13 protein-coding genes are annotated in these 26,551 nt (G+C 62.9%); 9 read left to right on the top strand and 4 right to left on the bottom strand.

Annotated features, from left to right (window positions below; all coding sequences use genetic code 11):
• Window positions 1-40: 40 nt before the first annotated feature.
• Entirely contained in the window at window positions 41-1,732 is a 1,692-nt protein-coding gene (locus P7C00_RS16220; RefSeq protein ID WP_346632996.1) for a SulP family inorganic anion transporter, read from the bottom strand.
• 610 nt (window positions 1,733-2,342) lie between these two features.
• On the opposite strand from P7C00_RS16220, the gene P7C00_RS16215 reads away from it, so the two are divergent.
• From P7C00_RS16215 to P7C00_RS16175, 9 genes are all read left to right on the top strand, one after another.
• Window positions 2,343-4,592 (top strand): type VI secretion system Vgr family protein, encoded by a 2,250-nt coding sequence (locus tag P7C00_RS16215; protein ID WP_404936835.1) that lies wholly within the window; start codon window positions 2,343-2,345, stop codon window positions 4,590-4,592.
• Window positions 4,593-4,603: 11 nt separating this feature from the next.
• Window positions 4,604-5,050, top strand: coding sequence for a DUF6484 domain-containing protein (locus P7C00_RS16210; RefSeq protein WP_346632994.1), 447 nt, complete (start codon window positions 4,604-4,606; stop codon window positions 5,048-5,050).
• A gap of 14 nt (window positions 5,051-5,064) precedes the next feature.
• On the top strand, window positions 5,065-6,177 hold the full coding sequence (locus P7C00_RS16205; RefSeq protein WP_346632993.1) for a DUF2169 domain-containing protein: 1,113 nt from the start codon (window positions 5,065-5,067) through the stop codon (window positions 6,175-6,177).
• Complete coding sequence (locus tag P7C00_RS16200) at window positions 6,177-7,217, top strand: hypothetical protein (RefSeq protein ID WP_346632992.1); 1,041 nt, start codon at window positions 6,177-6,179, stop codon at window positions 7,215-7,217. Before P7C00_RS16205 ends, P7C00_RS16200 begins: the two co-directional genes overlap by 1 nt.
• Window positions 7,217-8,329 carry a PAAR-like domain-containing protein gene (locus P7C00_RS16195; RefSeq protein WP_346632991.1) on the top strand — a complete coding sequence of 371 codons (1,113 nt, stop codon included), beginning with the start codon at window positions 7,217-7,219 and terminating at the stop codon, window positions 8,327-8,329. The genes P7C00_RS16200 and P7C00_RS16195 overlap by 1 nt, the downstream gene beginning before the upstream one ends.
• 27 nt (window positions 8,330-8,356) lie before the next feature.
• Window positions 8,357-9,238: a hypothetical protein gene (locus P7C00_RS16190; protein WP_346632990.1), complete on the top strand. Its 882-nt coding sequence runs from the start codon at window positions 8,357-8,359 to the stop codon at window positions 9,236-9,238.
• A 24-nt stretch (window positions 9,239-9,262) separates the two neighbouring features.
• Window positions 9,263-10,513, top strand: coding sequence for a TIGR02270 family protein (locus P7C00_RS16185; RefSeq protein WP_404936834.1), 1,251 nt, complete (start codon window positions 9,263-9,265; stop codon window positions 10,511-10,513).
• A gap of 176 nt (window positions 10,514-10,689) precedes the next feature.
• Window positions 10,690-11,670, top strand: a complete 981-nt coding sequence (locus P7C00_RS16180; protein ID WP_404936833.1) for a two-component system response regulator — start codon at window positions 10,690-10,692, stop codon at window positions 11,668-11,670.
• A 20-nt stretch (window positions 11,671-11,690) separates the two neighbouring features.
• Window positions 11,691-12,608 (top strand): LysR family transcriptional regulator, encoded by a 918-nt coding sequence (locus P7C00_RS16175; protein ID WP_236185959.1) that lies wholly within the window; start codon window positions 11,691-11,693, stop codon window positions 12,606-12,608.
• Here P7C00_RS16175 and P7C00_RS16170 read toward each other — a convergent pair.
• The 3 genes from P7C00_RS16170 to P7C00_RS16160 all read right to left on the bottom strand — a co-directional run bounded on the left by P7C00_RS16170 (window position 12,605) and on the right by P7C00_RS16160 (window position 26,486).
• Window positions 12,605-15,832: an ATP-binding protein gene (locus P7C00_RS16170; RefSeq protein WP_404940005.1), complete on the bottom strand. Its 3,228-nt coding sequence runs from the start codon at window positions 15,830-15,832 to the stop codon at window positions 12,605-12,607. The genes P7C00_RS16175 and P7C00_RS16170 overlap by 4 nt on opposite strands.
• 79 nt (window positions 15,833-15,911) lie before the next feature.
• Entirely contained in the window at window positions 15,912-17,405 is a 1,494-nt protein-coding gene (locus tag P7C00_RS16165) for a TolC family outer membrane protein (RefSeq protein WP_404936832.1), read from the bottom strand.
• Window positions 17,406-17,483: 78 nt separating this feature from the next.
• Window positions 17,484-26,486, bottom strand: a complete 9,003-nt coding sequence (locus P7C00_RS16160; protein ID WP_404936831.1) for a TcdA/TcdB pore-forming domain-containing protein — start codon at window positions 26,484-26,486, stop codon at window positions 17,484-17,486.
• Window positions 26,487-26,551 lie beyond the last annotated feature (65 nt).

The following is a 26,551-nucleotide window of genomic DNA, read 5'->3' as shown; positions in this document are numbered from 1 at the left end:
CGCCGGCAGGGTCGCTCCCTGCCGGTCACCCTCCTCTGCTTCATTGCTTGCCGCGCATGCTGTTGCGCCATATGCGGTAGGTCCTGATCCCCGAACGCACCGAACCGAACAGCAACTGGCTGTCCATTTCCCGGGTCATCCCCGAACGTTCCAGCATCGCCAGGAAAGTACCGCGGGCACGGGCGATTGCGAAGTAGATGCCCTGGGCGGCCAGGGTCTCGCGGATTTCCCGCAGCACCGCGATACCGCTGACATCGATATCGGTCACCGCCTCGGCATCGAACAGCACCACCTCGGGCTGAGTCTCGCGCTGCACGGTGTCCAGCAGGCGCATCTTGAAGTAGTCGGCGTTGAAGAACAGGATCGCGTCGTCGAAGCGATACACCACCAGGCCGGGCACCGTGCGGGCTTGCGGGTACTGGCGGATATCCACCTGGCCTTCGATGCCCGGCATCCAGCCCAGCACCGCGTCGGTGGGTTGGTAGATGCTGTACAGCAGGCGCAGGATGGCCAGGGTCACGGCGAACATGATGCCCGGCAGCACGCCCAGCCCCAGCACACTGACGGTGGTCAGCAGGCATAGGCAGAACTCGAAGCGGCTGAGTCGGTAGATTTGCTTCAGAGACTTGACGTCGAGCAGGCCCCAGCCCGCCATCAACAGCACCGCGCCCAGGGCCGGCTGCGGAATCCACGCCATGGGCGCGGTAAAAAACAGCAGAATCAGCGCAATCGCCAGGGCGGCGATGATGCCCACCAGCTGGCTCTTGCCTCCGGCCATGTCATTGACCGCGGTACGCGAATCCGCACCGCTGATGGCAAAGCCCTGGGAGGCTCCGGCCGCCAGGTTGCTCAGGCCCAGGGCGATAAATTCATGGTTGGCGTTGATCGCGTAGCCATGGCGCGCAGCGAAGCTGCGGGCAGTGAGCATGGCGCTGCAGAAGCTCACGGTAGCGATGCCCAGCGCGTCGCGCAGCAGGCTCTTGCTTTCCTCCAGGGTGGTCTTGGGCCAGGACAACTCCGGCATCCCGGCCGGCACATGACCGAGGATCGCCACTCCGAGGCGGTCGAAACCCAATAGCCCGGCCAGCAAGGTGAACAGCGCCACCGTCAGCAGCGCTGCTGGCAGGCGCGGGTAGCGTCGCGGCAGCCAGATCAAAAGGCCCAGGCTGGCCAGGCCAACGACCAGGGTCAGGCCATGGATCTCCCCCAGACGCTGGAGAAAGTCCACCAGCCCCAGAATGAAGCCGTCGCCTTCGATCTTGAAGCCCACCACCTTGCCCATTTGTCCGGCGATCAGGCTCAAACCGATCCCGTTGAGGTAGCCGATGAGGATCGGCCGCGAGAAGAAGCTGGCGATAAAACCCGCCCGGGCAATCCCGGCGGCAATCAGCATCAGGCCCACCAGCACCGTGACGATCATCGACAATTCGACAGTACGCTGCAGGTCGCCCATGGCCAAAGGCGCCACGGCCCCGCCGAGCATGGCGCAAGTGGCGGCATCGGGGCCGACCATCAGTTGCCGCGAGCTGCCGATCAAGGCATAGACGATCATCGGCAGCACACAGGCGTAAAGCCCGTACTGCGGCGGCAGGCCGACAATCTGCGCATAGGCGATGGCGATGGGGATCTGGATAGCCGCCACGGACAACCCGGCCCGCAGGTCAGCGCGCAACCATTCGCGGCGGTAGTGCAACAAGTTGGACAGGCCAGATAGACAGCGGGATAACGACATGCCGGGTCCTTTCGAAATATTCCGTTTTGTTCTTTGGCTGCGCTCTTGTTTGGCAAGGCGACGCGGGGCGTTATTCAAGCGAATCGGGCAACTTAGCGCCATGAGCTGGAGCAGCTTTTGCTTCGATTCACCCAGGTGATTGGCCATGGGCAACCCGCTGAGGCGGAGCTGGTGGTGAGCTTCGGCCGCTATAGATGAACAACCACCCCCATTCATGGGACGCCAAGCCAGCTATAACGGCGCGTTGCCTTGATGACGCGCCACCTCCCGGTGCATGTCGTCGCGCTCGTAGCCAAGCAGCTAATGACCGTCGGTCACCTACCTTGAAACGTCTCGGTGTTCGCTCCATTGGTCGGAGAGTTTCTTGACTAGCATTAAACCGCGCTAAGACTTTAACCGGAATTGTTAGAGGTGATGCCCAAGTGGCTCTGGACAGAAGGTTAATCCGCAGGAAACGGATTGACTCGTACGTTCGCTCTGACCTAGTGCCTATGAGGCCGATATGGAGATCATCTCTGTGGTGGATGTACCGCGATGGATGGACACGATTTCCCCTGACCCCCTCGAGACGGCCGACTGACGCCCGAACACGAGCCAGAGGAAGCCGTTTATGGCAATAACGCAAAACAACCGTTTGGTACAGGTTGACAGTCCCCTCGGCGGCGATGTCCTGTTGCTGCAGAGCATGGAAGGCAGCGAAGAGCTGGGGCGGTTGTTCCACTACGAATTGGACCTCACCTCCGAAAACCGAGCGATCACGTTCGACCAGTTGCTGGGCAAGCCGATGGGCCTGACCCTGGAGCTACACGACAGCAGCAAACGCTATTTCCACGGCATTGTCTGCAGCTGCCGGCAAGTGACCGGCCACGGTCAGTTCGCCGGCTACCGCGTCAGCCTACGGCCCTGGTTCTGGCTGCTCACGCGCACTTCGGACTGCCGGATTTTCCAGAACAAAACGGTGCCGGAGATCATCAAGCAGGTGTTCCGCGACCTCGGGTACTCCGATTTCGAAGACAGCCTGAGCGGCAACTACCGCGAGTGGGAATATTGCGTGCAGTACCGCGAAACCAGCTTTGACTTCGTCAGCCGGTTGATGGAGCACGAAGGCATCTATTACTACTTTCGCCATGAGCAGGCGCGTCATGTACTGGTGTTTGCCGACGCCTATGGCGCCCACTCCACGGTGGCCGACTATGACTCGGTGCCCTTCTTCCCGCCCGATCGGCAAATGCGCGAGCGCGACCATTTCTACGATTGGCAACTTGAGCGGGAAGTCCAACCCGGTTCTCTGGAGCTAAACGACTACGACTTCAAGCGCCCCCGCGCCAGACTAGAGGTGCGCTCCAGTGTGTCGCGCAGTCACAGCAACGGCGACCACCCGCTCTACGACTACCCCGGTGAATACGTACAGAGCAACGATGGCGAGCACTACGCGCGTACCCGCATCGAAGCCATTCACAGCCAGTTCGAGCGCGTGCAGCTACGCGGCCGCGCCCGGGGGCTGGGCTGCGGCCATTTGTTCAAGCTGACCGGCTACGAGCGCGAGGACCAGAACCGCGAATACCTGGTGGTGTTCGCACGCTATCAGATCCGCCAGGAACTCTATGAAAGTGCGCAGTTGGACCTGTCCGAGCAGTTCACCAGCGAGCTGGACTGCATGGATGCCAGCCAGGCCTTCCGCCCTCTCCCCCTGACCCCCATGCCCATTGTTCGCGGGCCGCAGACCGCCGTGGTGGTCGGCCCCGATGGCGAGGAGATTTGGACCGACCAGTATGGCCGGGTCAAAGTGCATTTCTACTGGGACCGCCACGACCAATCCAATGCCAATAGCTCCTGCTGGATGCGCGTGTCCCAGGCCTGGGCCGGCAAAAACTGGGGGGCGGTGCAGATCCCGCGGATCGGTCAGGAAGTGATCGTCAGTTTCATCGAAGGCAACCCGGATCGGCCGATCATCACTGGCCGCGTCTACAACGCCGAACAGACCGTGCCCTACGCGCTACCGGCCAATGCCACTCAGAGCGGGGTGAAAAGCCGTTCGAGCAAGGACGGCTCACCGGCCAATTTCAATGAAATCCGCATGGAGGACAAGAAAGGTGCAGAGCAACTGTTTATCCATGCCGAGAAGAATCAGGACATCGAGGTCGAGAACGACGAGACCCACTGGGTCGGCCACGACCGCAGCAAGACCATCGACAACGACGAGACTGTGCACGTCAAACACGACCGCACCGAAACCGTCGATCACCACGAGACCATCACCATCGGCGTCAACCGCACCGAAAGCGTGGGCAACAACGAGGACATCAGCATTGGCGTCAACCGTACCGAAAGCGTCGGCAGTAACGAGACGATCAGCATAGGCCGCAACCGCACGATCAGCGTCGGCGCCAGCGAAACCGCGACCGTGGCCCTGCAACGCACCCATGCGGTAGGTATCAACGAGACGATCGCCATCGGCGCCGCGCAGGAAGTAGTCATCGGTGCCTTTCAAACGGTGAATGTCGGGGCCTACCAAAACGTCAACGTTGGCCTCTACCAGTCGACCAATGTGGGCGCCGACCGCTCGGTGGACGTCGGAGCCAATCTTTCAACTACGGTAAAAGAAAACGAATCGCGCCAGGTCGGTGCAGGACGCACGACCGATATCGACAAGGACGATGAGCTGACGGTGGGCAAGAACCTTGTCATCGATGCCGGTGACTCGGTGACTATCAAGACCGGCAAAGCCAGCATCGTCATGAAGAAGGACGGCACCATCAGCATCAGCGGCAAGGACATCACCATAGACGGCTCTGGTGCGATCAACATCAAGGCCAACAAGAACGTGGTGATCAAGGGACGCAAGATCCTGCAAAACTAGGAGTAACGCGTATGACGGTTCAATACTCACTGCCCGCGCAGGCCCGCATCGATGGCGTAGTCGTCGGTGTACTGCTCGACCTGCCACAGGCCAGTGCGCCCTTGGTGACCTACCCCGGCTGCCCCGAGCAACAGAGCATCGCCGCCCGCAGCACCACCCTGCTCTCCCCTGAAGACATCGGCAGCCAAGTGGCGCTGATGTTCGAAGATGGCGACCCTTCCCGCCCACTAGTGATCGGCCGCCTGCTGAGCCAGGCCATGGCGCCCGAACCGCTTGCCAGCGTGCAACTGGACGACCAGCGCCTGGAACTGCGCGCCGAACGCGAGATCGTGCTGCGTTGCGGCAAGGCCAGCATCACCCTGACCCGCGCGGGCAAAGTGATCATCCAGGGCGCCTACCTGTCCAGTCGCTCCAGCGGGGTCAACCGCATCAAGGGTGGTTCGGTGCAGATCAACTAGACAGGTAGTCGCCTATGGAACTGCTCAACGCCAGCAAACTGCTTGCTGCCTATACCCAGGGCATGGAGCCCGATGGCCGCGAATCGCTGGTGGTGGTGGCCAAAGGCACGTTTAATCTGCCGCTGGACGGCCGCCCGGCGACCCTCGCCGAGACCCAGCAACCGCTGCTGATGGCCGATACCTTCCTCGGTGAACCCGGTCTCAGCGCCCCGCTGCAGGAAATGGACTTCGCCCCGGTCAAGCCGTTCTGCGATGTGCTGGTGCGCGGCAAGGCCTATGCCCCAGGCGGGCGACCCGTCAGGCAGCTGGCAGCGGGCATTCGCGTCGGTCAGATGAGCAAGGCCTTTTCCGTCCTCGGCCCCCGACAATGGCAATTGGGGCTACTGGGCGTTTCTCCCGGCTTGCCGCAGCCCTTCATCGAGCAGGACATCTCTTATACCCAGGCCTTTGGCGGCAGCCATCCGATAGCGAAAGACTCCGAATTGCGTCACTGCTACCTGGACAATCCGAGCGGTTGTGGCTGGTTCCCAAGCAGCATGGGGAGTGCTGCCATCGTCGGCATGCCGATGCCGAGCACCGAGGAATTGGGCAAGGCGATCGACAGTCCCTCTGGCGACTTCCGTCCTATGGCCCTTGGCCCCATCGGCCGCAGCTGGCCGCAACGTGCTCGCTTCGCTGGAACTTACGACGATGCCTGGCTGGCCGACCGTTTTCCGTTTCTACCGAGTGATTTCGACCGTCGCTACTTTCAGGCAGCCCCTGACGATCAGCAGATTCCTTACCTGCGTGGCGGCGAGGAGGTGTTGCTGCTCAACCTCACACGCCAGGAGCGCGCAGGCTTTCGCATCCCCGAAATGGAGGTGCCGGTGACCTTCTTTCTGAAAAAAGGCGGTCACGAGACTGTGCAAGCGGTGATCGACACCCTGCTGATCGACACAGACGCACTCCAGGTGCAGCTGACCTGGCGTGTCTCCCGTGCGCTACGACACAACATTTTCGAGATCGCTCAGGTGCTGGTCGGCACTATGTCCACAGGCTGGTGGCGCGCCCACGAACTGGGCAAGGATTACTACCCGTCGCTCTCCTCCCTGGTAAAAGCCAAGCACGCCCCCGAGGAGACAGACTGATGACTACTGCACTTTGCATCATCGGTTCCGGCATGGTCAGCGCCGTTGGCCTCAGCGCACCCGCGAGCTGCGCGGCGATCCGCTGCTCTATCGATAACTTCCAGGAGACCCGCTTCATCGACTGCGGCGGCGAATGGCTGATCGCTGCCAGCGTGCCTCTGGAACAGCCCTGGCGTGGGCGCAGCAAGCTGATCAAGATGGCCGCCTGCGCCATCGCCGAGGCGCTGCAAAGCACCCCTAACGTCGATCCGGAAAAGACCCCGCTGCTGCTGGGGGTGGCGGAAGTCGAGCGCCCCGGCCGCCTCGACGGCCTCGATAAGGGGTTGATACACGCCATCGAAGCCGAACTGGGCCTGCGCTTTCATCTCAGTTCCAACGTCATCGCCTATGGACGGGTCAGCGCTGCCGTGGCCCTGCTTGATGCGCGTACGCTGATCTACCAGGGCGGCCATCGCCACGTGCTGATTGCCGGCGTCGACTCCTTCTTGAGTGGACCGACGCTGGCCGCTTTCGAAGCACGCGATCGCCTGCTCACTAGCCAGAACTCCAACGGATTTATCCCCGGCGAAGGCGCCGCCGCCGTAGTGCTGGCCGCCCCCGTTGCCAGCGAAGAGCCGCAATTGGCCTGCCTCGGCCTGGGATTCGGCGTGGAGAAGGCCACCGTGGAGTCTGAAGACACTCCCCTGCGCGCCGAAGGTCTGACTCAAGCCATACGTGCTGCCCTGAGCGAAGTCGGCTGTGGCTTGGAGCAAATGGATTATCGGCTCACCGACATCTCCGGCGAGCAGTACTACTTCAAGGAAGCCTCCCTGGCCCTGAGCCGTACCCTGCGGGTGCGCAAGGAGTTCTTCCACCTCTGGCACCCGGCCGACTGCATCGGCGAAGTCGGCGCCGCCATCGGCCCGACGATGCTGGCCGTGGCCTTGGCCGCCAGCCGCAAGGGTTACGGTGACGGCCCGAATATCTTCTGCCACCTCGGCAACGACGCCGGCCAACGCGCCGCCGCCCTGCTCAGCTACCAGACCGTGAGGGCTGCCTGATGGCCAACGAGGTGTATGCCAACAATATGGAGATTTCCTGCAAGGCGGCCGACGGCAAGTCCGTCGCCTGCTTTCCGGATGTCTGCTTCACCCCGCCCGTGGCTCCGCCGACACCGATAGGGGTGCCCATTCCCTACCCCAATACGGGTATGTCCAAGGACACCACCCGGGGCACACGAACGGTCAAGATCACCCGCAAAGAGGTGATGCTCAAGGACAAGAGTTACTTCAAGACAAGTTATGGGGATGAGGCTGGGAATGCCCCCAAGAAGGGGGTCATCACTAGCAAGATCAAGGGGAAGGTGTACTTCACTTCCTGGTCAATGAATGTGAAGTTCGAAGGTCAAAACGTAGTACGGCACCTTGATATCACGACGCATAACCATGCTTCACAGCCAGGTAATACCCCTCCCTGGCCTCACCTTTCCAAGATGTCGCCGAGCACCCAGGGAAAATGCAAAAGGGAGAAAAAAAGAGAAAGAAAATCCTGCCAGGAATACAAACCGTACGGTGAAAAGAATGTGTGTAAAGAGGCCGATCTGAGCGGTGAAATGGTCAATGAAAGCGCTTGGGCCAGCAAAGCAGCGACAAGAGCCAAAGCAAACAAATGCTTGTCGGCTCGCCGCTGTCAGTTAGTACCGTACCGTCCTAAGGACGAAGCAGGTGTAGCTGGATGCTGTCCAGCACAAACACCTGACCATGTCATACCGAAAAGCTCATTTTCTGTAGGAGCGTTCAGTAACAACAAGCGCCAGCCTGGCTGGGAAGAGTATTCGAAAGATTCAGCACCTTGTATGTGCGTTGAGGGCTGGGGGAACACTCATGGGAGTCATGGTGTACGACACAGCGAGCATAAAGCTCTGGGGGTTATCGCTGGGGTCAAGAAAGGCGATATGCGCGAATTCAGTAAAGAGGCCTCCATGGCGGCCCAAAGTACTCGTGGCGCGTTTCCCGAGTCAAACTGTAGCGAACGCTGCCTAACGGCACAGTTGGCCGACGGGCATAAAAAAATGCTACCGCCAAATACCAAGCCCCCTAAAGTAAAACATTCACCAAGCGGAAGAAGTAAGCCGGCGGTATTGAACCGTACCGCGAGAAGACCCTCCCCTTGAGCCACCACCCAATAAACGGATATTCATATGGCTGACGAATGGCTGGAAGATTATTACTATGCTTATGTTGCCGCCGTAGACGCAGAGAAATCTTTTTTCGCTTTTCGGGAAATAGGACTAGATGCTCAGGACGTTTCGCACACGATTTTCCTGGAGTACAACTCTGGAAAGTGGCGAGAAGTTGGCGAGGCGACTTGGGATACCGTTGCCATGACCACCGACCGGTCACAACAAATGCTGGCAATATCCGAAGAGGGTGAAATTGGCGAAGGTTATCTCGGCTCGACCCTCAGCTTGTCAGAAATGGATCCGCCACCGCTAATGCTCAGAGGGATAAGCTCGATAGGCGAATATACCTACTTATGCGGAGTGTCCCGAGAGGTGTATGTACGCCATGGATCTTCTGCTTGGCAGCCTATACATGCCCCAAAGCCTACGAGTAAAGACAGTGTTTTTGGCTTCGAAGCACTGGGCGGTTTCTCCAATGATGAAATCTATGCCGCCGGCTGGAAGGGAGAAATATGGCTGCGGGAGCAAGGTAACTGGCGGCAAATCGACAGTCCAACCAACTTTAAAATAACTGCATTGATATGCGCCTCTGATGGTTATTGTTATTTATGTGGCCGCCAAGGCACTTTGCTGCGTGGTAGAGCGGACACATGGGAAATTATCGATCTCGACGAGTTCACCGATGATTTCTGGAGCATTGCTGAACACCAAGGAAAAATATATTTAGCCACCTTGTTCGAAGTATTCGTTCTCGATGAAGATTCTTTGCAGCCAGTCAACTGGAACATGCCGAAGCCCAATACTTGCTACTGTCTATCCGCTAAAAACGGGGCGCTTTGGTCTGTCGGCCAAAAGGATATTTTGGTACATGATGGGCAGCGCTGGAGGAAACTTGCTTAACTCACTATTTCTCAAGACTTTGAAATGTACTCGAATTTGATTCCGCTGATTTTGGATCAACATGTCGAAGAAGCCAGCTTCCTCGCCGTCCTGCGGGACTATGCCTTGGGCGCACCGCACTACGACTTCGACCACCTCAGCCAACTCGACGACCGCATCGACGCCCACCTTGACGGCCTTCGAGTCGCCGGCACCTGCGGCCTGGAAACCCTGCTGGCTCAACTTGGCCCACACGCTATTGGCGAGCTGTTCGCCAGTGTGGTGCTGGCCTTCGAGGCGGGTAACGCACAGGTGTTGTCACGGCTCAGTGAGCATTTGCGAAGTGCCGTAGAAACGGAGAGCGGCTACCTGATGGCCTTGGGTTGGCTCGACTGGAAGTGGGTATCGCCCTGGGTTGATCGCCTGCTCGCCTCCCCCGCCCCCCTGTTTCTCCGCCTCGGCCTGGCCGCCTGTGGCATGCACCGCCACGACCCCGGCCCTGCCCTGCTTACCGGACTTTCCCACGCCGACCCAAGCGTCCTGGCACGTGCCGCCCGCACTGCCGGCGAGCTGCGCCGTCGTGACCTGATGCCGACAATTCGTACCCACCGTCAACACCAGGACACCGCCACGCGCTTTTGGGCCAATTGGGCCACCGCACAGATGGGCGACGAGGAAGCGCTGGAGCCGCTGCGGCAGTTCGCCGAGCAACCGGGCCAGTTCCAGTACCGCGCGCTCTGTGTATTGCTGGCCTGGCAAAGGCGTGAGCACAGCATCGCCTGGATACGCCAGTTGATACAGAACCCTGAGCAGCAACGCGTCGGCATCCAGGCCGTTGGGCTGCTGGGCGATCCGGTCAGCGTGCCCTGGCTGATCCAGCAGATGAGCGACCTGCCTCATGCCCGCGTCGCCGGCGAGGCCTTCAGCCAGATTACTGGGGCTGACCTGGCGTTACTCGATCTGGAATTGCAGGACCTGCCGGATTTCGCTGCAGGACCGAACGACGACCCTGAGGATGCCAATGTGGCCATGGACCCCGATGAGAATCTGCCCTGGCCCGACCCGCAGTTGATCGCAGCCTGGTGGCAGGCCCATGGAGGCGACTTCCAGGCGGGCGTGGGCTATGTGCTGGGGCTGGCGCAGCGCGAAAGCAGTTTTCAGCAAGCGCTTGTCCGGGGCCAGCAACGCCAGCGTATTGCTGCCGCCTACGGCATCGCCCGCTTCCGGCCGACCGAGGTGCTTTTTCCCACCAGCGCACCGGCCTGGCGGCAAAAGCGGTTGTTGTTCGGAGGATGAGCAGGCGATTCATTCTCTTCTTTCGTGCCGCCCCCCCCTGCAAATGCCCTGCCCCTCCTCCACAGCCAACCGTTCCAACAACAACCCCACGACACAGTGACTGCGGCAGCTGGACGCTAGGTGCCAATAAACCAAATACGCTAGACTGCCGGCCTATTTTGTTCAGGCCCCTCGTCATGCCCGCAGAGCATGTTCCCAAGCCCTATACGCTCCTGGCCATCGACGACGATCCGCAGTCGTTGATCGTGCTGTCGAAAACCCTGACCACCGAATACGAAGTGCTGCTGGCGAAGAACAGCGAGCGTGGTCTGGCCCTGGCTCGCAGTGCCAGCCCCGATCTAATCATTCTCGATATCCTGATGCCCGAGATGGATGGCTTCCAGGTGCTCAGCGAGCTCAAGAGCCATCCCGCGACTGCGGCCATTCCGGTGATTTTCCTGACCTCGCGCAGCAGCGTCGAAGACGAACGCCTGGGGTTGCTGCTGGGCGCCGCCGATTACATCGCCAAGCCGATTTCGCCGCCGGTGGTACTGGCGCGGGTGGCAACGCAACTGGGCTACCGCAACAAACCCCTGCATGGCCTGCAAGCCGTTGCCGGACCCTGCGCCGGCAGCGACATGCGCGACGGTTTTGTCAGTGCATTGTCCCTGCAACTGGCCGGCAATCCGCAGATCCGCCTCCAGGCCCTGCTCGATACCCTGTCAATTCTGCTGCGTAGCAGCCCGAGCCGGCGCGACCCCGCAGCCTTGCGCAGCGCTGCCTGCCTGGCGCTGATGGGCCTCAATCAGCCGGGCAGCCGCATCGATCAGGCCCTGGGCAACAGCAGGCTGCTGATTGAAGAGATTCTTGCCCACGCCGAGCCGGAAGACCCGATCCTCAACCTGGCCTGGAAACTCACCCACGCCGATGCCTTGCTCAAGGGCCCCAGCGAGCTGCACCTCTGCGAGCAGTTGTCCCTGTCGGCCCGTCTGTTCGCCCTGGCGCTGAACTACCACCTGAGCCTGCTCCAGGCCAGCACCGAGGACCTCCACAGTCGACATACGCAAGCCATGGGCCAGATGTATCGCCAGCCCGGGTTCGAGCAATGCATCGCCGGCGACCCGGAGCTACTGTCGGCGGCCTTGCTGAGTTCGTCACAGAGTTTTCTCGGCCGGTGAACGGATGGTGAGCCTGGCCAATGCCTAACTTCGCAGATCTGGAGCTGTTCATTCTGATCGCCGAGCTGCAGGGCCTGTCCCCTGCCGCTCGTGTCATGTCGATCACCCCGGCTGCCGCCAGCCTGGGGCTCAAGCGCCTGGAAAACCGCCTCGGCGTGCGGCTATTCACCCGCTCCACCCGCACCATGAAACTTACCCCCGAGGGCGCACGCTACCTGGAAAGTGCCCAGCACGCCTTGAAGATTCTGGCCAACGGCAAGCGTTCGCTGCGCCACGATGACGGCATGCTGGAACTCACGGTGTCTTCCGACCTGGGCCGCAACCTGTTGCTGGACATGCTCGCCCGGCTCAAGCAGGAGCGGCCGCGCATGTACATCAAGCTGGCGCTGAGCGACAAGGAAGAGGACCTGCTCAAGGGCCGCTTCGATGCGGCGTTGCGCTACGGCAAGAACCAGGCCCTGGATCTGGTCGAGCTGCCGGTGCTCAAGCAGCATTACTTCATCGCCTGCGCCGCGCCCGATTACCTGGCTGAGCATGGCCAGCCTGAGTCGCCGGAACAGCTGAGCGAGCACGAATGCATCATCTGCCACAGCATTGGCCGCCCGGAGAGCCGCTGGCGTTTCCATGGGGCCGGCAAGGTCGAGGACGTGCCGGTGCAAGGGCATTTTTGCTGTGATGATGGCGATGCGGCGCGGCGCTGGGCCGTGGCCGGCCATGGCGTGGTCAACCTGCCGCTGCTGAATGTGGTCGAGGACCTGCTCGCCGGTCGCCTGCTGCCGCTGCTGCCCGGCTGGCAGTCCGACGCGGCGCCGCTGAATCTGGTGGTATCGCACCGCTCGCAGATCACTTCGTCGTTGCGCGCCTTGCATCAATGCCTGGTCGAGCACTGCACCGACCGTATGGCTCGCTATCAGGCCCTGACCCAGAACACCCGCTAGCCCTCAAAGTCGACAAGCAGGTCATGGGCCTGCTGGAACTCCAACCGGTAGATCCGCTCTTGAATGGCCCGCAGAGGGCCGCACGGGTATTGCTCGTAGAGCTCATCGATCAGCGCCAGGGCCTGGGCATTATGGCTGCGCAGCAGCTTGGCCAGACGCGCCAGCGCCAACACTTGTTCAGCGTCCAGTTCCCGGTGTTGCGGTGCCTGATCCCCGTCCGCCGCCGCTGGCAGGGATGCCAGGCCGGCCAGCACTGGCTCCAGGCACTGCGCCAGCTGCTCGATCAGCGGCCCCAGCTCTGCCGGCCCGGTCGCCTGCTCCTCCAATTGCCCGGCGGCCTCTTGGACCGCCGTGGCACCGATGCTCCCGGCATTGCCCAGTAGGCTGTGGGCCAGAAAGCCGATGGCGGCCAAGTCGCCTGCGGCATGGGCCTGCCACAAGCGCTCGATGACCTGCTGCTGGCTGTCACGAAAGTCGGCCAGGAGTTTGCGGTGCAGGGCCAGGTCCTGGTTCACCACCGCCAGCCCGCGCGCGGTGTCGATTCCTTCATAAGTCGAGTTCAAGACGCTTGTAGCCGGAGGCGCCGGAACTTGCGCTAGCGGCACGTCCGTCGCTTTGATCCAGCGCACCAGGGTCCGATAGAACGCCGCGACCTCCAGGGGCTTGCTCAACAGATCGCTCATGCCGGCCGCCAGCGCCCTGCCCTGCACATCGGTCTGGCTACTGGCAGTCACGGCGATGATCGGCAGCGACTGCAGGTGCGGATAACCGCGAATCTTGCGGGTTGTGCCGAAGCCGTCCATGACCGGCATCTGACAATCCATCAGCACGGCGTCAAAGCGCCCTTCCTCAAGCAGCAGACGTAGGGCCTCGGCGCCGTTCGCCGCCAGCACCACCTGTACCCCGACGCGCTGCAGCAGGCCCTGCAACACTTCCTGGTTGAGCCGGTTGTCCTCGACCACCAGCACCCGCGTCCCCGCCAGCCAGCGTGCCGGGTCATTGATCGCGCCCTGCCCCGCTGCGGCGCCGCTCGATGGCCCGGCAGGCGCGGTGCAGTTTGCCTCACGCGCTACCGGCGGCAGGCTCAACTGCACGTTGAACTTGAACGTAGCGCCCTGCCCCGGCCGGCTTTTCACCCAGATATCGCCTTGCATCAGTTGCACGATTTTCTTCGAGATGGTCAGCCCCAGGCCGCTGCCGCCATAACGCCGACTGATGGACCGGTCGGCCTGGACAAAGACATTGAACAAGCGGGCCTGCTGCTCGTCGCTGATGCCCACCCCCGTGTCGGTGACGCTGAAGCACAGCAGGGCCTGCTGATCCCACTGCCGCATCAGGCACACCCCGATGCAGACATGGCCGGCCTCGGTGAACTTGATCGAGTTGTCCACCAGGTTGGTCAGCACCTGGGCCAGGCGCAGTGGATCACCGACATAACGGCGCGGCAGTGAAGCGGGAATATCCAGCTGCAGCCGCAGCGCCTTTTCTTCCGCGCGCTGGCGGACCAGCAGCAACACATCGTCCACCAGCTCCCGCAGATCGAAGCCCACTTGCTCCATGCTCAGCTTGCCGGCTTCGATCTTCGACAGATCAAGCACGCCGTTGATGGTGCCCACCAGGTGTTTGGTCGCACGGTCGATCTTTTCGATGTAGTCGCGCTGCACCGGCTCCAGCGGCAAGTCCAGTGCCAGATGAGCCATGCCGATGATTGCGTTGAGCGGCGTGCGGATCTCATGGGACATGCAGTCGAGAAACTCCGACTTGGCCTGGGTCGCCCGCTCGGCATCCCGTCGTGACTGCTGGATTTGCGCCTCCACCGCCTTGCGCTCGCTGATGTCCTGCAGCACCCCGGTGACCCGCGTCGGCGCCCCATTGGCGTCGCGCTGCATGATCTTGCCGATGTCCAGCACCCACAGCCATTGCCCCGCCTTGTTGCGCATGCGGTATTCGGCGCGGTACTCGCCGACTTCATCGTTCAGGTGCGCCTTGAGCCGGGCCATGACCGGCTCGTAGTCGTCCGGATGCACCAGAGCGGTCCAGCGCTCCAGGCCATGGCCGAAAGCCTGTTCCATCTGCTGTTTGCTGTAGCCGAGAATCTGCAGCCAGACATCGTTGTTGATGACCGTTCCCAGGCTGAGGTTCCAGTCCCACAACCCCAGGGCCCCGCTTTGCAGGGCCATGTCCAGGCGCTGTTCGCTCTGCTCGATCTGCGCCACGTCGCGCTTGTGCCGCCGGGCATCGGCCAGACGCCGCAGGCCGCCCCATAGCAAGAGCAAGAACACCAGGGCACTCAGCCCCTCGATCAACAGCACCTGTTCCCCCGGCAACAGCGTATCCAGGTCGCCCAGGGTGATCAGGGTCCAGGGACCGCTGGGGTCATTCCAGTCGAAATCCACCCGGGACAGGCTGTAGCGCCGGCCGTCCAGCCGAACCACCGGCTGATGGGCATCGAAGGGCAAGCGCTCGGGCACCCCGTTGGCAAACCGGTAGTCACTGAACTGGCGACGGATCTCTCCGGTGAAGCGGTTCCAGGGCCAGGCCCGATCGGACTTGAGCACAAAGGCCGGGGAACTGGCGGCCAGCACCACGCCACTGGGTGACAGGATCATCTTCAGGTCGTCGCTGTACGGCTTGCTCAGGCTGGCGTCGAGCCTATCGGCATCAAAACGCGCCACCAGCACCCCGATCACCTTGTCCTGACGCGTACGCGACTCGAAGATCGGCACCGCCATGTAGAACATGCGAGTGCCGGTGGTGGCACTGATGGCGCCGTAGACACTGCTGCCACCATTGAGGGCCACCTTGAAGTAGGGGCGGAAGGCCACATTCAGCCCCAGTGGCGTCTGCCCCTGCTGGTCATGGGCCGCCACCACCACCCCGTCGCGGTTGAGGACAAACGCATGGTTGGCGTCCACCACCAGGGACAGGGTCTTGAGGGGAATGGTGGCCCGTTGCATCAGGTCGGCAGAGGGCTTGGGCTCCAGGACGATGCGTTTGAGCGAGGGGTTGTGACGCCCGAGGATCGACAGTGCGCCGATGGCAAAACCGTTGGATTTCCATTGTTCCAGATCCTGGGCCTGCTCCCGGGTCTGCATCTCGATGCTCGCGCGGTAGACGTCTTCGACCTGCACACGGTAGTAATTGCCCAGCGCCACTGCGGCGCCGACCGCGATCACCACGCCCAGGGCATAACAGCAGCGCCTGTGACTGTCGAAGAAGTCCAAAAAACCGTACAACCGTTTGCCCCTTTGCCTTAAAAAAACCGTGCCCGCCAACCCTTGCCTGGGGCATTGCCAGGCCCTGTCAGCGCTTAGCCAGCCGGCGTGGAAACTCCGGCGGCAGAAAATCGCGGTCCGGATCGTAGTCGGCCTTGAGGTAATCACCAAGCGCCTTGAGGTCCTGGGGCGACAATGTCCCCACCGCTTGCTTGAGCCGCAGGGTGTCGAGAATGTAGTCATAGCGGCTGTTGTTGTACTGGCGCACGGCGTTATAGAGCTGACGCTGCGCCTCCAGTACATCGACGATATTGCGGGTTCCGACCTGAAAGCCCATCTGCGAGGCCAGCACCGCGCCCTGGTTGGAGATGATCGACTGGCGTCGCGCCTGCACCTGGTCGACACCGCTGTTGAGGCCACGATGCAGGTTGCGGGTCTGCTCCACGATTTGACGCCGCAGGCCGTCGTTGAGGTACTCGCGCTGGTTCATCCGCTGGTGGGCTTCGCGCACCTGGGAGCGGGTCTGGCCGCCACTGAACAGCGGAATGTTCAACTGCAGCCCGACTGTGCGCTGCTCGACATTGCCGCCGTAGCCATTGCCACGGATATCGCTGTTGCCGTAACCCAGGGTGTCGTTGTCACCGGTCTGGTAGCGCAGCACCGCGTCCAGGGTCGGCGCGTGCCCGGCCTTGCGTGCGCTCAGGGTTTGCTGCGTCGCCTCCAGGGCAAACTGGCTGGCCTGCAGGGTCAGGTTCTGGCGCACCGCCGTGTCCACCCAGCGCCGGGCGTCGTTGGGTTCGGGCAACAGCACCGGCATGTCGTGGCGCAGCCCCTGGATCGCCTGGTACTGCTGATGCGTCAGGGTGTCCAGGGCTTCGAAGGCATCGTCGGTCTGCTTCTGCGCCACGATGCGGTTGGCCCGCGCCGTGTCATGCCCGGCCTGGGCCTGCAGCACATCGGTGCGGTCCGACAGGCCCAGTTGCAAGCCGCGCTCGGCCAGTTGCTGCTGGCGCTTGAGCGCCGCTTCTTCGGCCTTGGCCGCCGCCAGGGCGTCCTGGGCCTTGAGCAGGCCGAAGTAGGCCTGGGCGCTGTCGAACATGAGTTTCTGCTCGGCGGCGGCCAGCTCCAGCTGGGCCTGCTGGTCTTGTGCTTGCGCCGCCTTGAGGGTGAACCAGCGATCGGCGCGGAATATCGGCTGGTTCAGCACCGCCTGATAACTGGTGCCACTGCGCCGGGTGTCCTGCCGCGGCTGCTCCAGGGAGGTGCTGGTGGCATTGAGATCGGCACTGGCGGACAGCGTGGGCAGCAGACCGGCCCTGGCCTGGGGCACCGCCTCGGCGCGGGCCGCCTGATCGGCCTGGGCCGCCGCCAGCTCGCTATTGTTCTGCCGGGCATCCAGGTACACCCGCCACAGGTCACTGGGCAGGGCCTCGGGCCGGTGTTGTGGCGGATGTTGTGCTGAGTCTTGTAGCGGGTCTTGCCGGTGCAATGGGGCCGCCTGCGCCAGAGGCGCCACCAGCAGCGGGACGGCAAGCAGCCAGCCGGCAAGGGCTCGCTGCCGCGAAATCATGGATTTGCTCATGGTTGGATCTAACACCGGGAAAAGAGGGAGCCGCAGACAGGAGAGGCTTTGCGCCCCTCCTGTGTTTCTCCTGCGAGGTCAGGTCAGTGAAGGCACCAGCACCGCCTGCGCGGCCTGATGGTTTTTCGGCAGCTGTTCGCGAGCGCCGCCAGTGTCAGCGAAGGCCGCCATGGCCCCGCTGAGTTTTGCCAGGCTGGGGCCCCGGCCATCCGCAGCCGAGTCCAGCCCATCCGCCGCCGAGCTCAGTGCGTTCGCCGTCGGCAGCGTCTCGCGCTGGCTCCAGGCCAGTTCGAACACGCTGTCCCTGGTCGATCCGCTCGGGCCAAAGCCCTTGAGCAGTTGCTCGACGCTGATCATCGACGAGTCGCCCTTGAGCTCGATCAGCAAATGCCCGTGGGCGGCCGCCTGGCTGCCCAGCACCTGGCGCAGCACCAGGGCCGTGCCATTGCCCGTGTCGGTCAATTGCACGTCCTCGCCCCGACGGCTGACGAGGATGTTCTTGCCATCGGCCACCGGCAGGATCACCCGATCCAGGGCCAGGCCCGGATCATCGTTGTCGATGACCACCGAGCGGTAATGCGCCCACATCGCCGGACTGAAACGATAGGTGTCATCCCCGGCGCCCCCGTGCAGTACCACACTGTCGACCCCGGCAATCAACGGCGGCGTCAGGTCATCCTGACGAGCATTGCCGCTGGCTCCCTGAATCAGCAGCGAGGAGCCGATGCGCTCGATATTTGCGTAATGGCCCAGCTGCAGTGCCTTGCCGTCCTTGACCTGATACAGCGCCTGCTCCGTCGGGCTGTAGACATAGGCCGAGTGCGGCGCGCCGGCAGCGACTCCAATAAAGCGCAGGTCGCTGCCGCCCGGGATGCCGTTGCTGGCAAACATCTGCCCACTGGCGATATCGAACCAGCCGCGGGTGTCGCCGTCCTGCAAGGTCAACACGCCTTTGGCGCCCCACTGGCCGGCCACCGTTGCCAGTGCTTGAGGCAGATTACCCAGCCGCGCCTGCTGCCAGCCCTTGTCCACGGCCACCAGTTGCACATCGCCGTTGTTGTTGCGCAGCAGCACTTCGCCCTGCACCGTGGTCAGGCGCAACCCGGCATCGACCTGGACGGCCGAACGCAGTGGCTGCTTGGGCATCCAGTCAATGGCGGCCGGCAATTGCGCCGAGGCCTCGAGCACCTCGTCGTTGCCAAACGCGGTGGCCAGTGCTTGCGATGTCAGCGGCGGCTGCAGATAGAGCTTGCCGCTCTCGGGCTCGAACAGCCGGGCACTGGCGCTGGCACTGTCGAAGCCGAGAAACTGCAGCGGCTTGCCTTGCAGCGGGGACGAGGCCACCACCACCTGACCGTTGTGGTACCACACCGGCAGCGCACGCTTGCCGTCGGCGGTCTTGACCCCGAATACCGCCAGGGTGGCGTTGCTGCCGGCGACCTCGGCGAGGTTCGTCCACCAGTTATTGTGGCTCTTGAGCCAATGCTCGTTGACCGCCTCATAGCTCAGTCGTCCGCTCGCCTCGATCCGGGCCATGCGCCCGTCCTCGGTCACGGCCAGCAGATGGCCGTTGAGGTTGAGCACATTGGCCAGGGGCGGCGTGGTCAGGCGCAAAGCGCTCGGCTGGCCGGCATCCAGCACCTTCTGCCCCGGCCCTTCCTGGCGGAACAGCACCTGCTGCGCCTTGCTGTAGAAATAAAACACTTCGTGGCCACCGGGCTGCGCCAGGCTGCCCGCCAACACCAGATCCGCCGGAATCTGCCAGGCGCTTTGCGCTTGCCCCGGGGCATCGGCACGTGGCGCCTGCCCGGCCGGTGGCGCCAGGTTCGGCTTGATCACGATGCCGTCGCTGCTGCGCACCCAGTAGCGGTGCGCGACCTTGGCGTTATCCAGACCAAACACCGTGATCAGTTCTGCCGCGGTCGGTTCCAGCATGGGGGCACCCAGGCTGTACAGCGGAGTGTCGCGCTCGGTGGCCTGCGTCTCGTAGCCCTTGAGCAGGGTCTTGAGGCCGTCGCCATGCTGGCCGGTGCGCGCCGACAGCTGCAGCAGCGACTCATCGCCGACCACCCCCACCAGCTCCATCCGGTCACCGAGGATACGGAAGCTCAGTTCGGCTTCCCGCTCCTTGAGCTGATAGCGACGGGCCAGATACAGCGCATCGCCCTCTTGCCAGAACCGGCTGATCTGGCCGGCGCTCTGGTTGAACGAAGGGGCGAACTGCGCATCGACCTTGCCGCTGGCAATATCGACCCGCCAGGCGGCGGCGTTCTCGGCATCGACGAAGTAGGCATGCTCGCCGATGACCGCCCCCAACTGGGCGTTGCGCGCCTGTTGCACATCGGTGTCGGTGAACAGCATGCGGTCCTTGGCGACGTCGTAGTACGCCCGGCCGACATTGCGCTCACCGTGCTTGTAGTTCTCCACCAGCACGTATTGGCCGTGCAACTGATGGGCCTGGGCCAGCTCCTTGAGGTGCTGTTCGATGCGCTGCCCGGGCACTTGCCATTGGCTTGCGTCTTCTTTCACCACATAGGTGGTCTGGCCGGCAAAATCGGCTGCCCGCACTTCGCCCTTGGCGTTGACCAGCAGCACCTGGCCGCTCTGGGCCGGATCGAGCTTGACCGTGACCCCACCCACCAGCAAGTGGTCCTTCGCCACGGTGATGCTGTCGCTTTCAAGCTGGCTGCTGTCGATGATCCAGCGTGACGGCTGAGTGCCGGCCTCGTTGCTGAGCCTGACCTCGGTGCCTTCGTTGAGGACGATCAGGTATTCGCCGCCTGCGCCCTGGATGTCGTAGCGCAGGTAGCCGTACAGCTCTTTGGGCAGCTGCGGTATCACCAATTGCCGGCTGTGCCCATCGAGCAGCACTTCTACCGGCGTCTCGACGTACTCCTGGTGAATGCGCCGGATCGTCTCCTCGCTCGGGAAGATGTAGAAGTCGTAGTCGAAGCGCCGGTCCTGCTCGAGCTTGCGAATCACATCGAAACCCGTGTCATGCCGGGTGGTGGCCCCCGGCAGGATCATGTACTCGTAGCTGATGTAGGACTTGGGCGTGCCCGGCAGGATCACCGTCCTGTTGTCGCCGTGTTCGAGTTTCGGCGGCTTGGCGCCGTGGCCAATGCCGCTGCGCACCTCGATCGCCTGGGCGCGGTCGTGGATCATCCGCGGAAAGTCCCCGACCCAGAAGAAGTAGTTGATCGCCCCGGAACCGGTGGAGCCGTGGTGGGTGCGGTAAATGTACTGGCTGTCGAAACCGACCTCGTTGGCCCGCAGATCGAGGCGCTTGACCACCGCCCCGGGCAGCGGCACCAGCACCTGCTGTTTCTCGTCATAACGGTAGCCGTTGCCCTGGTAGGCCTTGTCCAGGGTGTCGAAGTAACGCCCCACCGCCTTGGCGTCTTCGGCCACGGCGCCAAAGGCTTGGGCCAGTGCCGTGAACCCTACCGCCAGGCCACCGAGGATCACCCCCGCGCCGCCCAGCACCGCCGCGGTGGTCGAGGCACCGATCAGCCCGGCACCGATACCCGCCGCGCCACTGACGAAGCTCGCCGAATCGAACGCCAGCTGGGTGCCGAATACGGCTTTCTGCACATCGTTCTCGGCATGGGCCAGTTCGTAGGCATCCAGGCCAACCATGGCCCCGCCAAACAGCACGCCTGCACCCTCGTTGACCGTGTGTCCCAGGGTCGAGGCAAAATCCTTGAGCGAGGATTCGGCGGCCAGGGCTTCGCCGCGCAACGCGGTTTGCACCAGTTGGGTGACCTTGGCCACATCTTGCAAGGTGCCATGACCGATCTGCGCCAGACCCAGGTAGCTATGGATCTTCAGGGCGGTGGCCAGGTCCGGTGAAACCACGCCTTGGGCCGCATCCTTGCGGTTCTTGTCGGCAAACCACTGGATCAGTGTCTGTACCGCAAAGCCCGCGTTCAGGCCGTCCACCGGCGCCGCTTCGCCGACCCCGCCGCGCGGCCGGATCTGCCCGTGTTCCAGGGTGAAGTGCTCGCTGAGCACGCTCATGTGCTCATCGACGAAACGGCGGAATTCGACAAAGGTGCCATCGTCGGTGTTCAGCCAGCGGGTCTGATCGGGCTGGTCACGGTTGATGAACTGCACCCGATAGCCGCCCTCCGGCTGTGGCTCGGTGTTGGCGATGATCGGTATCCACTGGCTGCTCAGCTGGTGTTCCCGGGCCAGCCGGGTGCTGGCGGCGTCGAAGCGAGCCCCCCATTGCTCGGCGTCGAAAGTGGTCAGCGCCGCGCCCAGGCGCAGGTCCTGGCTGACGCGCTGCTGGGCACCCACCGCCTGCTCCACCTGGCGGCGTTGGCCGATGACGCCGGCCAACTCCTCGGGACGCGACAGATCGGCAACGTTCAGCCCGCTGCCCACCGGCACCTCGGCCATCTTGTGGGTGTCGATCTCGATCAGGTTGAAGGCCGGCTGCGACTGGCTGCCGAACGAGCCGTAGTGCGCCGCCAGTTTTCGGCGCACCAGATGCTGCTCCATGGCCTTGGCCAAGCCCTTGCTGGAGTCGAAAGCGAAGATCCCCACGTTCGGGTCGTAGAAGTAGAAACGACGGCCTTCGGGGCCCTGGGTACTGCCCACCATCATCGAGTGGTTCTGGGTGTTGAGGGCAAACATCGAGTCGCTGCTGCTGTTGGCCAGCCGTGCCACCACGTCGGACAACTGGAACTGCCCCAGCTCCTTGGACGCCTGGACCGCGTCGACATTGGAATGCAGCCGGATCAGGCTGTTCTTGAGCAAGGTCGAGCTGCCCGCCTGGGGATCGGCCGAGGCCAGGAACAGCTTCTGCACCAGGCTGTTGACCCCCGCCTCGCCGCCCCTGGCCAGGGCGACGGCCATGGCCCTGACCAGCGGGTAGCAGCGGCCTCCGGAGCGGTCACCCACCAGCGACAGGTAGAAATCCTGGGGCGCCAACTGGCCGAAGATACTGCCGGCGCCCCGGAAGTCTTCACTGAAGGTCGCGGTCTGGCGCAGCACCTTGTCGATGTATTCGGCCTGGCTGGTTTCGCTGATGCGGGCACTCAGGGCGCCACGCTGTCCAGGTGTGAGCTGGCCGTCGAGAAACAGTCGCTTCATCTCCAGAGCCGACTTCTTGTCGTCCAGCCCAGGAATCTTGATCTCGCGAAAATCGCGCACGCCGTCACTGAATGCCGTGCCCCGGGCCCCGCGCTGATAGGCCTCGGCAATGGCGTAGCGCTCGCCCACGCTGGTGCTGCGCTCATCGCCGCCGCCCTGGATCGCCGTGTCGTCGGTGCGCACCACCGCAGCGCTGCCCTGCTTGGCCTGGATCTGCTGCCAGAGCCAGGTCTTTTCCACCGAAGCGGCCTCACGCAACACCGGTTCGTACTGCGCCCGGTAGAAGTCCTGCGTGAGGTTGAGCTGCTTGATCTGCTGGTCGATCAGGCTCTTGTCGCTGGTACCGCGCCGCTGCTCCTGGAGTTGATAGCGCTGGTCGCTGAGCTGCTCGATGTCGGCGCTGACCTTGGCCTGAACCGCTTCGCGCAGCCGGTTCCAAGCGGCAATGGCCGGATGCTCGGGAGAAAAGTCGCCGCCGCTGTAGACGCCATCGGCCACCCCTTCAGTGGACACGCCGAACTGGGTCGCCACCTTCTTCAGGTTCTGGTGCACCAGTTCGCGGTAGTCGGCGAACTGGCTCCGGTTGCGTTCCTGCACCTGGCTGTCGGCGGTCTGGATGGAAAGAGGCTGGGCACCGTCGCGCAACTTCGGCCAGACCATCTGCCCCTCGCGCTGGTACTCCTGGCGCTGGAACACCAACTGCCACTGGCCGTCGACGACCTGCATGTACGCCGCAGCCAGGCCCTCGGCGGTGCCGGCCACTTGGTAGTCCTTGTAGTCGACCGCCATCACCACGTTGTCGTACAGCAGCGAACTGTTGACCCGACCGTCGTGATAGACCCGATAGGTATTGGCGTCCAGGCTGGTCACCACCAGCGAGCAGCCCGACAAGGTGCCGGTAAAGAGGAAGCTGCCCGCACGCCCCTGCTTGGGAATGTCCACATAGGCCGGTGCGGCGTTGGCCTGGTTCGGCCCGTTGTAGCCGAGGAAATACGCCGGCACGCTGTCCGGGCTCGCGGCACTCACGGAGTTGGCGTTGTGCTCGGTGTATTCGAGCTCATACAGCTTGGGCGCGACTTCCACCAACTGCACGTTGCCCTGGGCCGGCAAGCGCCCGGCCTTGACCAGGGCCTCGGCGCTGAGGGTGTGAGTCTGGGCGAACTGCACCGGGTCGGCGGCAAACTGATGAATGTCGGCGCTGCCCTGGCGCGGTTCGAAGCCGGCCCCGTGCCCTGCCAGTCCGCTCTTGAGTTGCTGGTCCCTGGTGGCCTGCCCCAACAGCGCGGGCAGCGGACCCAGGTCGGTGAAACGCGGTGGATGGAACTCCTCGCTCGGCGCCAAGCCTTGATTGACGATAGGCAACACTCGGGCCATCACGGCGTCGTACAGCTCTCCGTGCAAGGCCTCCCGATGCCCTTGGGCACGGTAGCGGTCGAAGGTCTGCAGCAGGTCCTTGCCGATGCTGTCCGGCCCTTGTGGTTCATAGCGGGCGGCGACATACAGGGTTTCGAAGAACGAGTGATAGCCGTTGCGGATCATGAAGGCCGCGTTGGCCATCTGGAACTGCCAGTACTGCTTGACGCTCGGCGCACTGCCGAACAACTCCGGCAAGGCATTGCTGACGGTCTGGGTGGTGCCGGAGATGCCCCCCACGAACGGGGTGTCCAGGTCGTTCATGTAGCGCGTGGCTTCATTGTTCGGATCGGGACGGAACTGGCTGTAGCTGCGGTACTTGTCGTCCTGGATCAGCAACGCGGCAGCGGTCTGGGCCTGCTCCGGGTGGGTATTGAGGATCAGGTAGGGGTCGGGCTGATTCAGCCGGTTGTTGATCATGACCTTGTCGGCGCCGGTTTTTGGCGCAAGCGCGACATGGGCATTGACCGGCACCGCGGCCTTGGAAAAGCTGTCGGCCACGGGGCGCAGGGCATGGAACAACGCCTGTTTACGCAGGCTGCGGCCCTGGTCGCCGGACAACAGCGCCTCGACCGTCGGCCGCAAGGCACCGTCGGCCGGCGCCAGGCCCTGGGGGCCGCTCAACAACAGGTTCAGCAGTTTGCTGTCCAGGCCGCGCTCCACTGCCACCTGATCAAAGACATGCACCTTCGGGTTGCCTGGATGCTGCCCGGCGTTGGCGCTGGCCACGCGCTGTGTTTCCACCTCGATCGCCTGGGCACGCCACTGTTCGTACAGCGGTGCCAGCAGCAGTTTGGCCTGGGCAATGTCGCTCTGCAGATAACCGCCTTGCAGGACCTTGTCCAGTGCCTGGTTCTTCACCAGATTCTGCCCCAGGCCGAACAGCAGCTCATCGTTGTCGTGACTCTGCCAGACCGACGCGGCGAAGGCCTGTTCCCACAGCACCTTGTTCAGGTTGTTGCCCTTGATATCCCGCAGGCTCGGGCGGCTGTGTTGCGCCAGCAGCACCCCGGCCGGGGTGATGTGGTTGCGTTCGAGCAGGCGCGTCAGCTGCTGCACGAAGGTGGCGCGCTCGCTGCTGCCTGCAAACAGCCGGCTGGCCTTGAAGCCCTCGCCGCGCAGTTGTTCCAGACGCTCAAAAAACGCCGCGTTGTATTGATACAGAATCTCGGTCTGGGCCTTGCTCAGGTGGCTGCTGCTGACCTTGTCGCCCTCGACGGTCATCAGGGCAAAAGGTGTCGCCGAACGGTAAGCGTCGCCCTGGGGCATTTCCAGCAGGTACTGATGCTCGGCAAAGCCGACCGAGCGCTCCAGCTCGTGAATATTGACGAACAGGCCGTCGCGGTCCGGGTGGTAGCTGTTCTGTCGATAGTCTTCGACACCCAGGGTCTGGAAGCTGGTGATGTCCGCGTTCTGATTGATCAGCTCGCTCAAGGCGCCGGCCAAGGGCACTTCGCGACTCACGCTGGTGCCGGGCGACTGGCCCGATACCTGGATGCCGATCTGGTTGGGCACTTTGCGATCGACGCTGGTCAACAGCAGCTTGCGGCCGTTGCTCAGCACCTGGGCCTTGAAGCCTTCGCGCAGGGAGCTTTCCGACACCAGGTGGTTGGCGAAGTACTGCTCGACGAACCCGGTCTTGACCAGCACCGAGCGAATCGGTGCATAGGTCGGCGAACGCATGGACGGCGGCTCGCTCTTGAGCCGGTACTGTTGCTGCCAGGCCAGGGAACGGGCTGCGGTGCCAAAGGAAAAATTCAGCACGCCGTCGGTGGGCACCACCAGCAGGCCGTGTTCCAGGTAGAAGTCCTTGAAGCGGCCATCGGTGCTGGCATTGACCAGCGCCACGTTCATGCGGATGTAGCCCGGGCGCTCCTCCATCATCAGCAGTGACAGGTTCACCGGCAGCTCGTCGGAGGCCCGGGGCGCCTTGGCCAGTGCGTCCAGGCTCGCGGCCTGCTGCTGTGGGGCGGCCTTGAGCCAGGCGTTGTAGCGAGTACTCACTTCCTTGTAGGCCTGCAGCTCGGAGAACAGGGTCACGTAGGACTGACTGAAGGTGGAGTCGGCCACCTGCACGCTCAGGAGCTTCTCCAGGCGATTGATCCGGCCCTTGAGCTCTTTCTGCTTGGCCGGCGCATCGGCTTGCAGGACCTCGGCCTTGGCGCCGCCGGGACTGAGCAGCCGCAGGGCCTTGTTCCAGGTGCTGTCATAGTGGGTGATCGCCGTGTGCTGGCGGCTGTACAGCACAATGTCACGGTCCAGTTGCTGCTTGTAGGCACGGGTGGCCGGGGTGTCGGCGATGGTGTTCATTTCTTTGCGGCGTTGTTGCAGCACCTGCAACTGGTCGCCCACCGAGACCGGGTTGTCCTGCATCTGGTAGTGCTGGGCGGCCAGCACGCTCAGGGTGCTCTGCTGCATTTCCAGCAAGCGGTCGCCGACCTGGCCGATGTACGCGGCACGCTCGTCGGCGCTCATGTTGAACCATTCGGTTTGCCGCCCTGCCGTCTTGATCTGTTGGTCGATCAGGGAATTGAGCAGGCGCGTGAAGTCCTTGGACATAAAAGCCATTGCAATGATCCTTTGTCTGTTTTGAGCAAAGCCCTGCGCGTCGCGAAAGGCTGCCTATGGGTATG

This window comes from Pseudomonas sp. JDS08PS003 (genome assembly GCF_045013505.1).
In the GTDB taxonomy this organism is placed as follows: Bacteria; Pseudomonadota; Gammaproteobacteria; order Pseudomonadales; family Pseudomonadaceae; genus Aquipseudomonas; species Aquipseudomonas protegens_B.
Note: the sequence above shows the minus strand (reverse complement) of the source record. Positions and strands in the feature narration are given on the sequence as shown.

What these genes read in the sequence shown, in the direction of transcription:
- P7C00_RS16220 (WP_346632996.1), bottom strand. Translation starts at nt 1,732, where the DNA reads ATGTCGTTATCCCGCTGTCTATCTGGCCTGTCCAACTTGTTGCACTAC.
- P7C00_RS16215 (WP_404936835.1), top strand. Translation starts at nt 2,343, where the DNA reads ATGGCAATAACGCAAAACAACCGTTTGGTACAGGTTGACAGTCCCCTC.
- P7C00_RS16210 (WP_346632994.1), top strand. Translation starts at nt 4,604, where the DNA reads ATGACGGTTCAATACTCACTGCCCGCGCAGGCCCGCATCGATGGCGTA.
- P7C00_RS16205 (WP_346632993.1), top strand. Translation starts at nt 5,065, where the DNA reads ATGGAACTGCTCAACGCCAGCAAACTGCTTGCTGCCTATACCCAGGGC.
- P7C00_RS16200 (WP_346632992.1), top strand. Translation starts at nt 6,177, where the DNA reads ATGACTACTGCACTTTGCATCATCGGTTCCGGCATGGTCAGCGCCGTT.
- P7C00_RS16195 (WP_346632991.1), top strand. Translation starts at nt 7,217, where the DNA reads ATGGCCAACGAGGTGTATGCCAACAATATGGAGATTTCCTGCAAGGCG.
- P7C00_RS16190 (WP_346632990.1), top strand. Translation starts at nt 8,357, where the DNA reads ATGGCTGACGAATGGCTGGAAGATTATTACTATGCTTATGTTGCCGCC.
- P7C00_RS16185 (WP_404936834.1), top strand. Translation starts at nt 9,263, where the DNA reads ATGTACTCGAATTTGATTCCGCTGATTTTGGATCAACATGTCGAAGAA.
- P7C00_RS16180 (WP_404936833.1), top strand. Translation starts at nt 10,690, where the DNA reads ATGCCCGCAGAGCATGTTCCCAAGCCCTATACGCTCCTGGCCATCGAC.
- P7C00_RS16175 (WP_236185959.1), top strand. Translation starts at nt 11,691, where the DNA reads ATGCCTAACTTCGCAGATCTGGAGCTGTTCATTCTGATCGCCGAGCTG.
- P7C00_RS16165 (WP_404936832.1), bottom strand. Translation starts at nt 17,405, where the DNA reads ATGAGCAAATCCATGATTTCGCGGCAGCGAGCCCTTGCCGGCTGGCTG.
- P7C00_RS16160 (WP_404936831.1), bottom strand. Translation starts at nt 26,486, where the DNA reads ATGGCTTTTATGTCCAAGGACTTCACGCGCCTGCTCAATTCCCTGATC.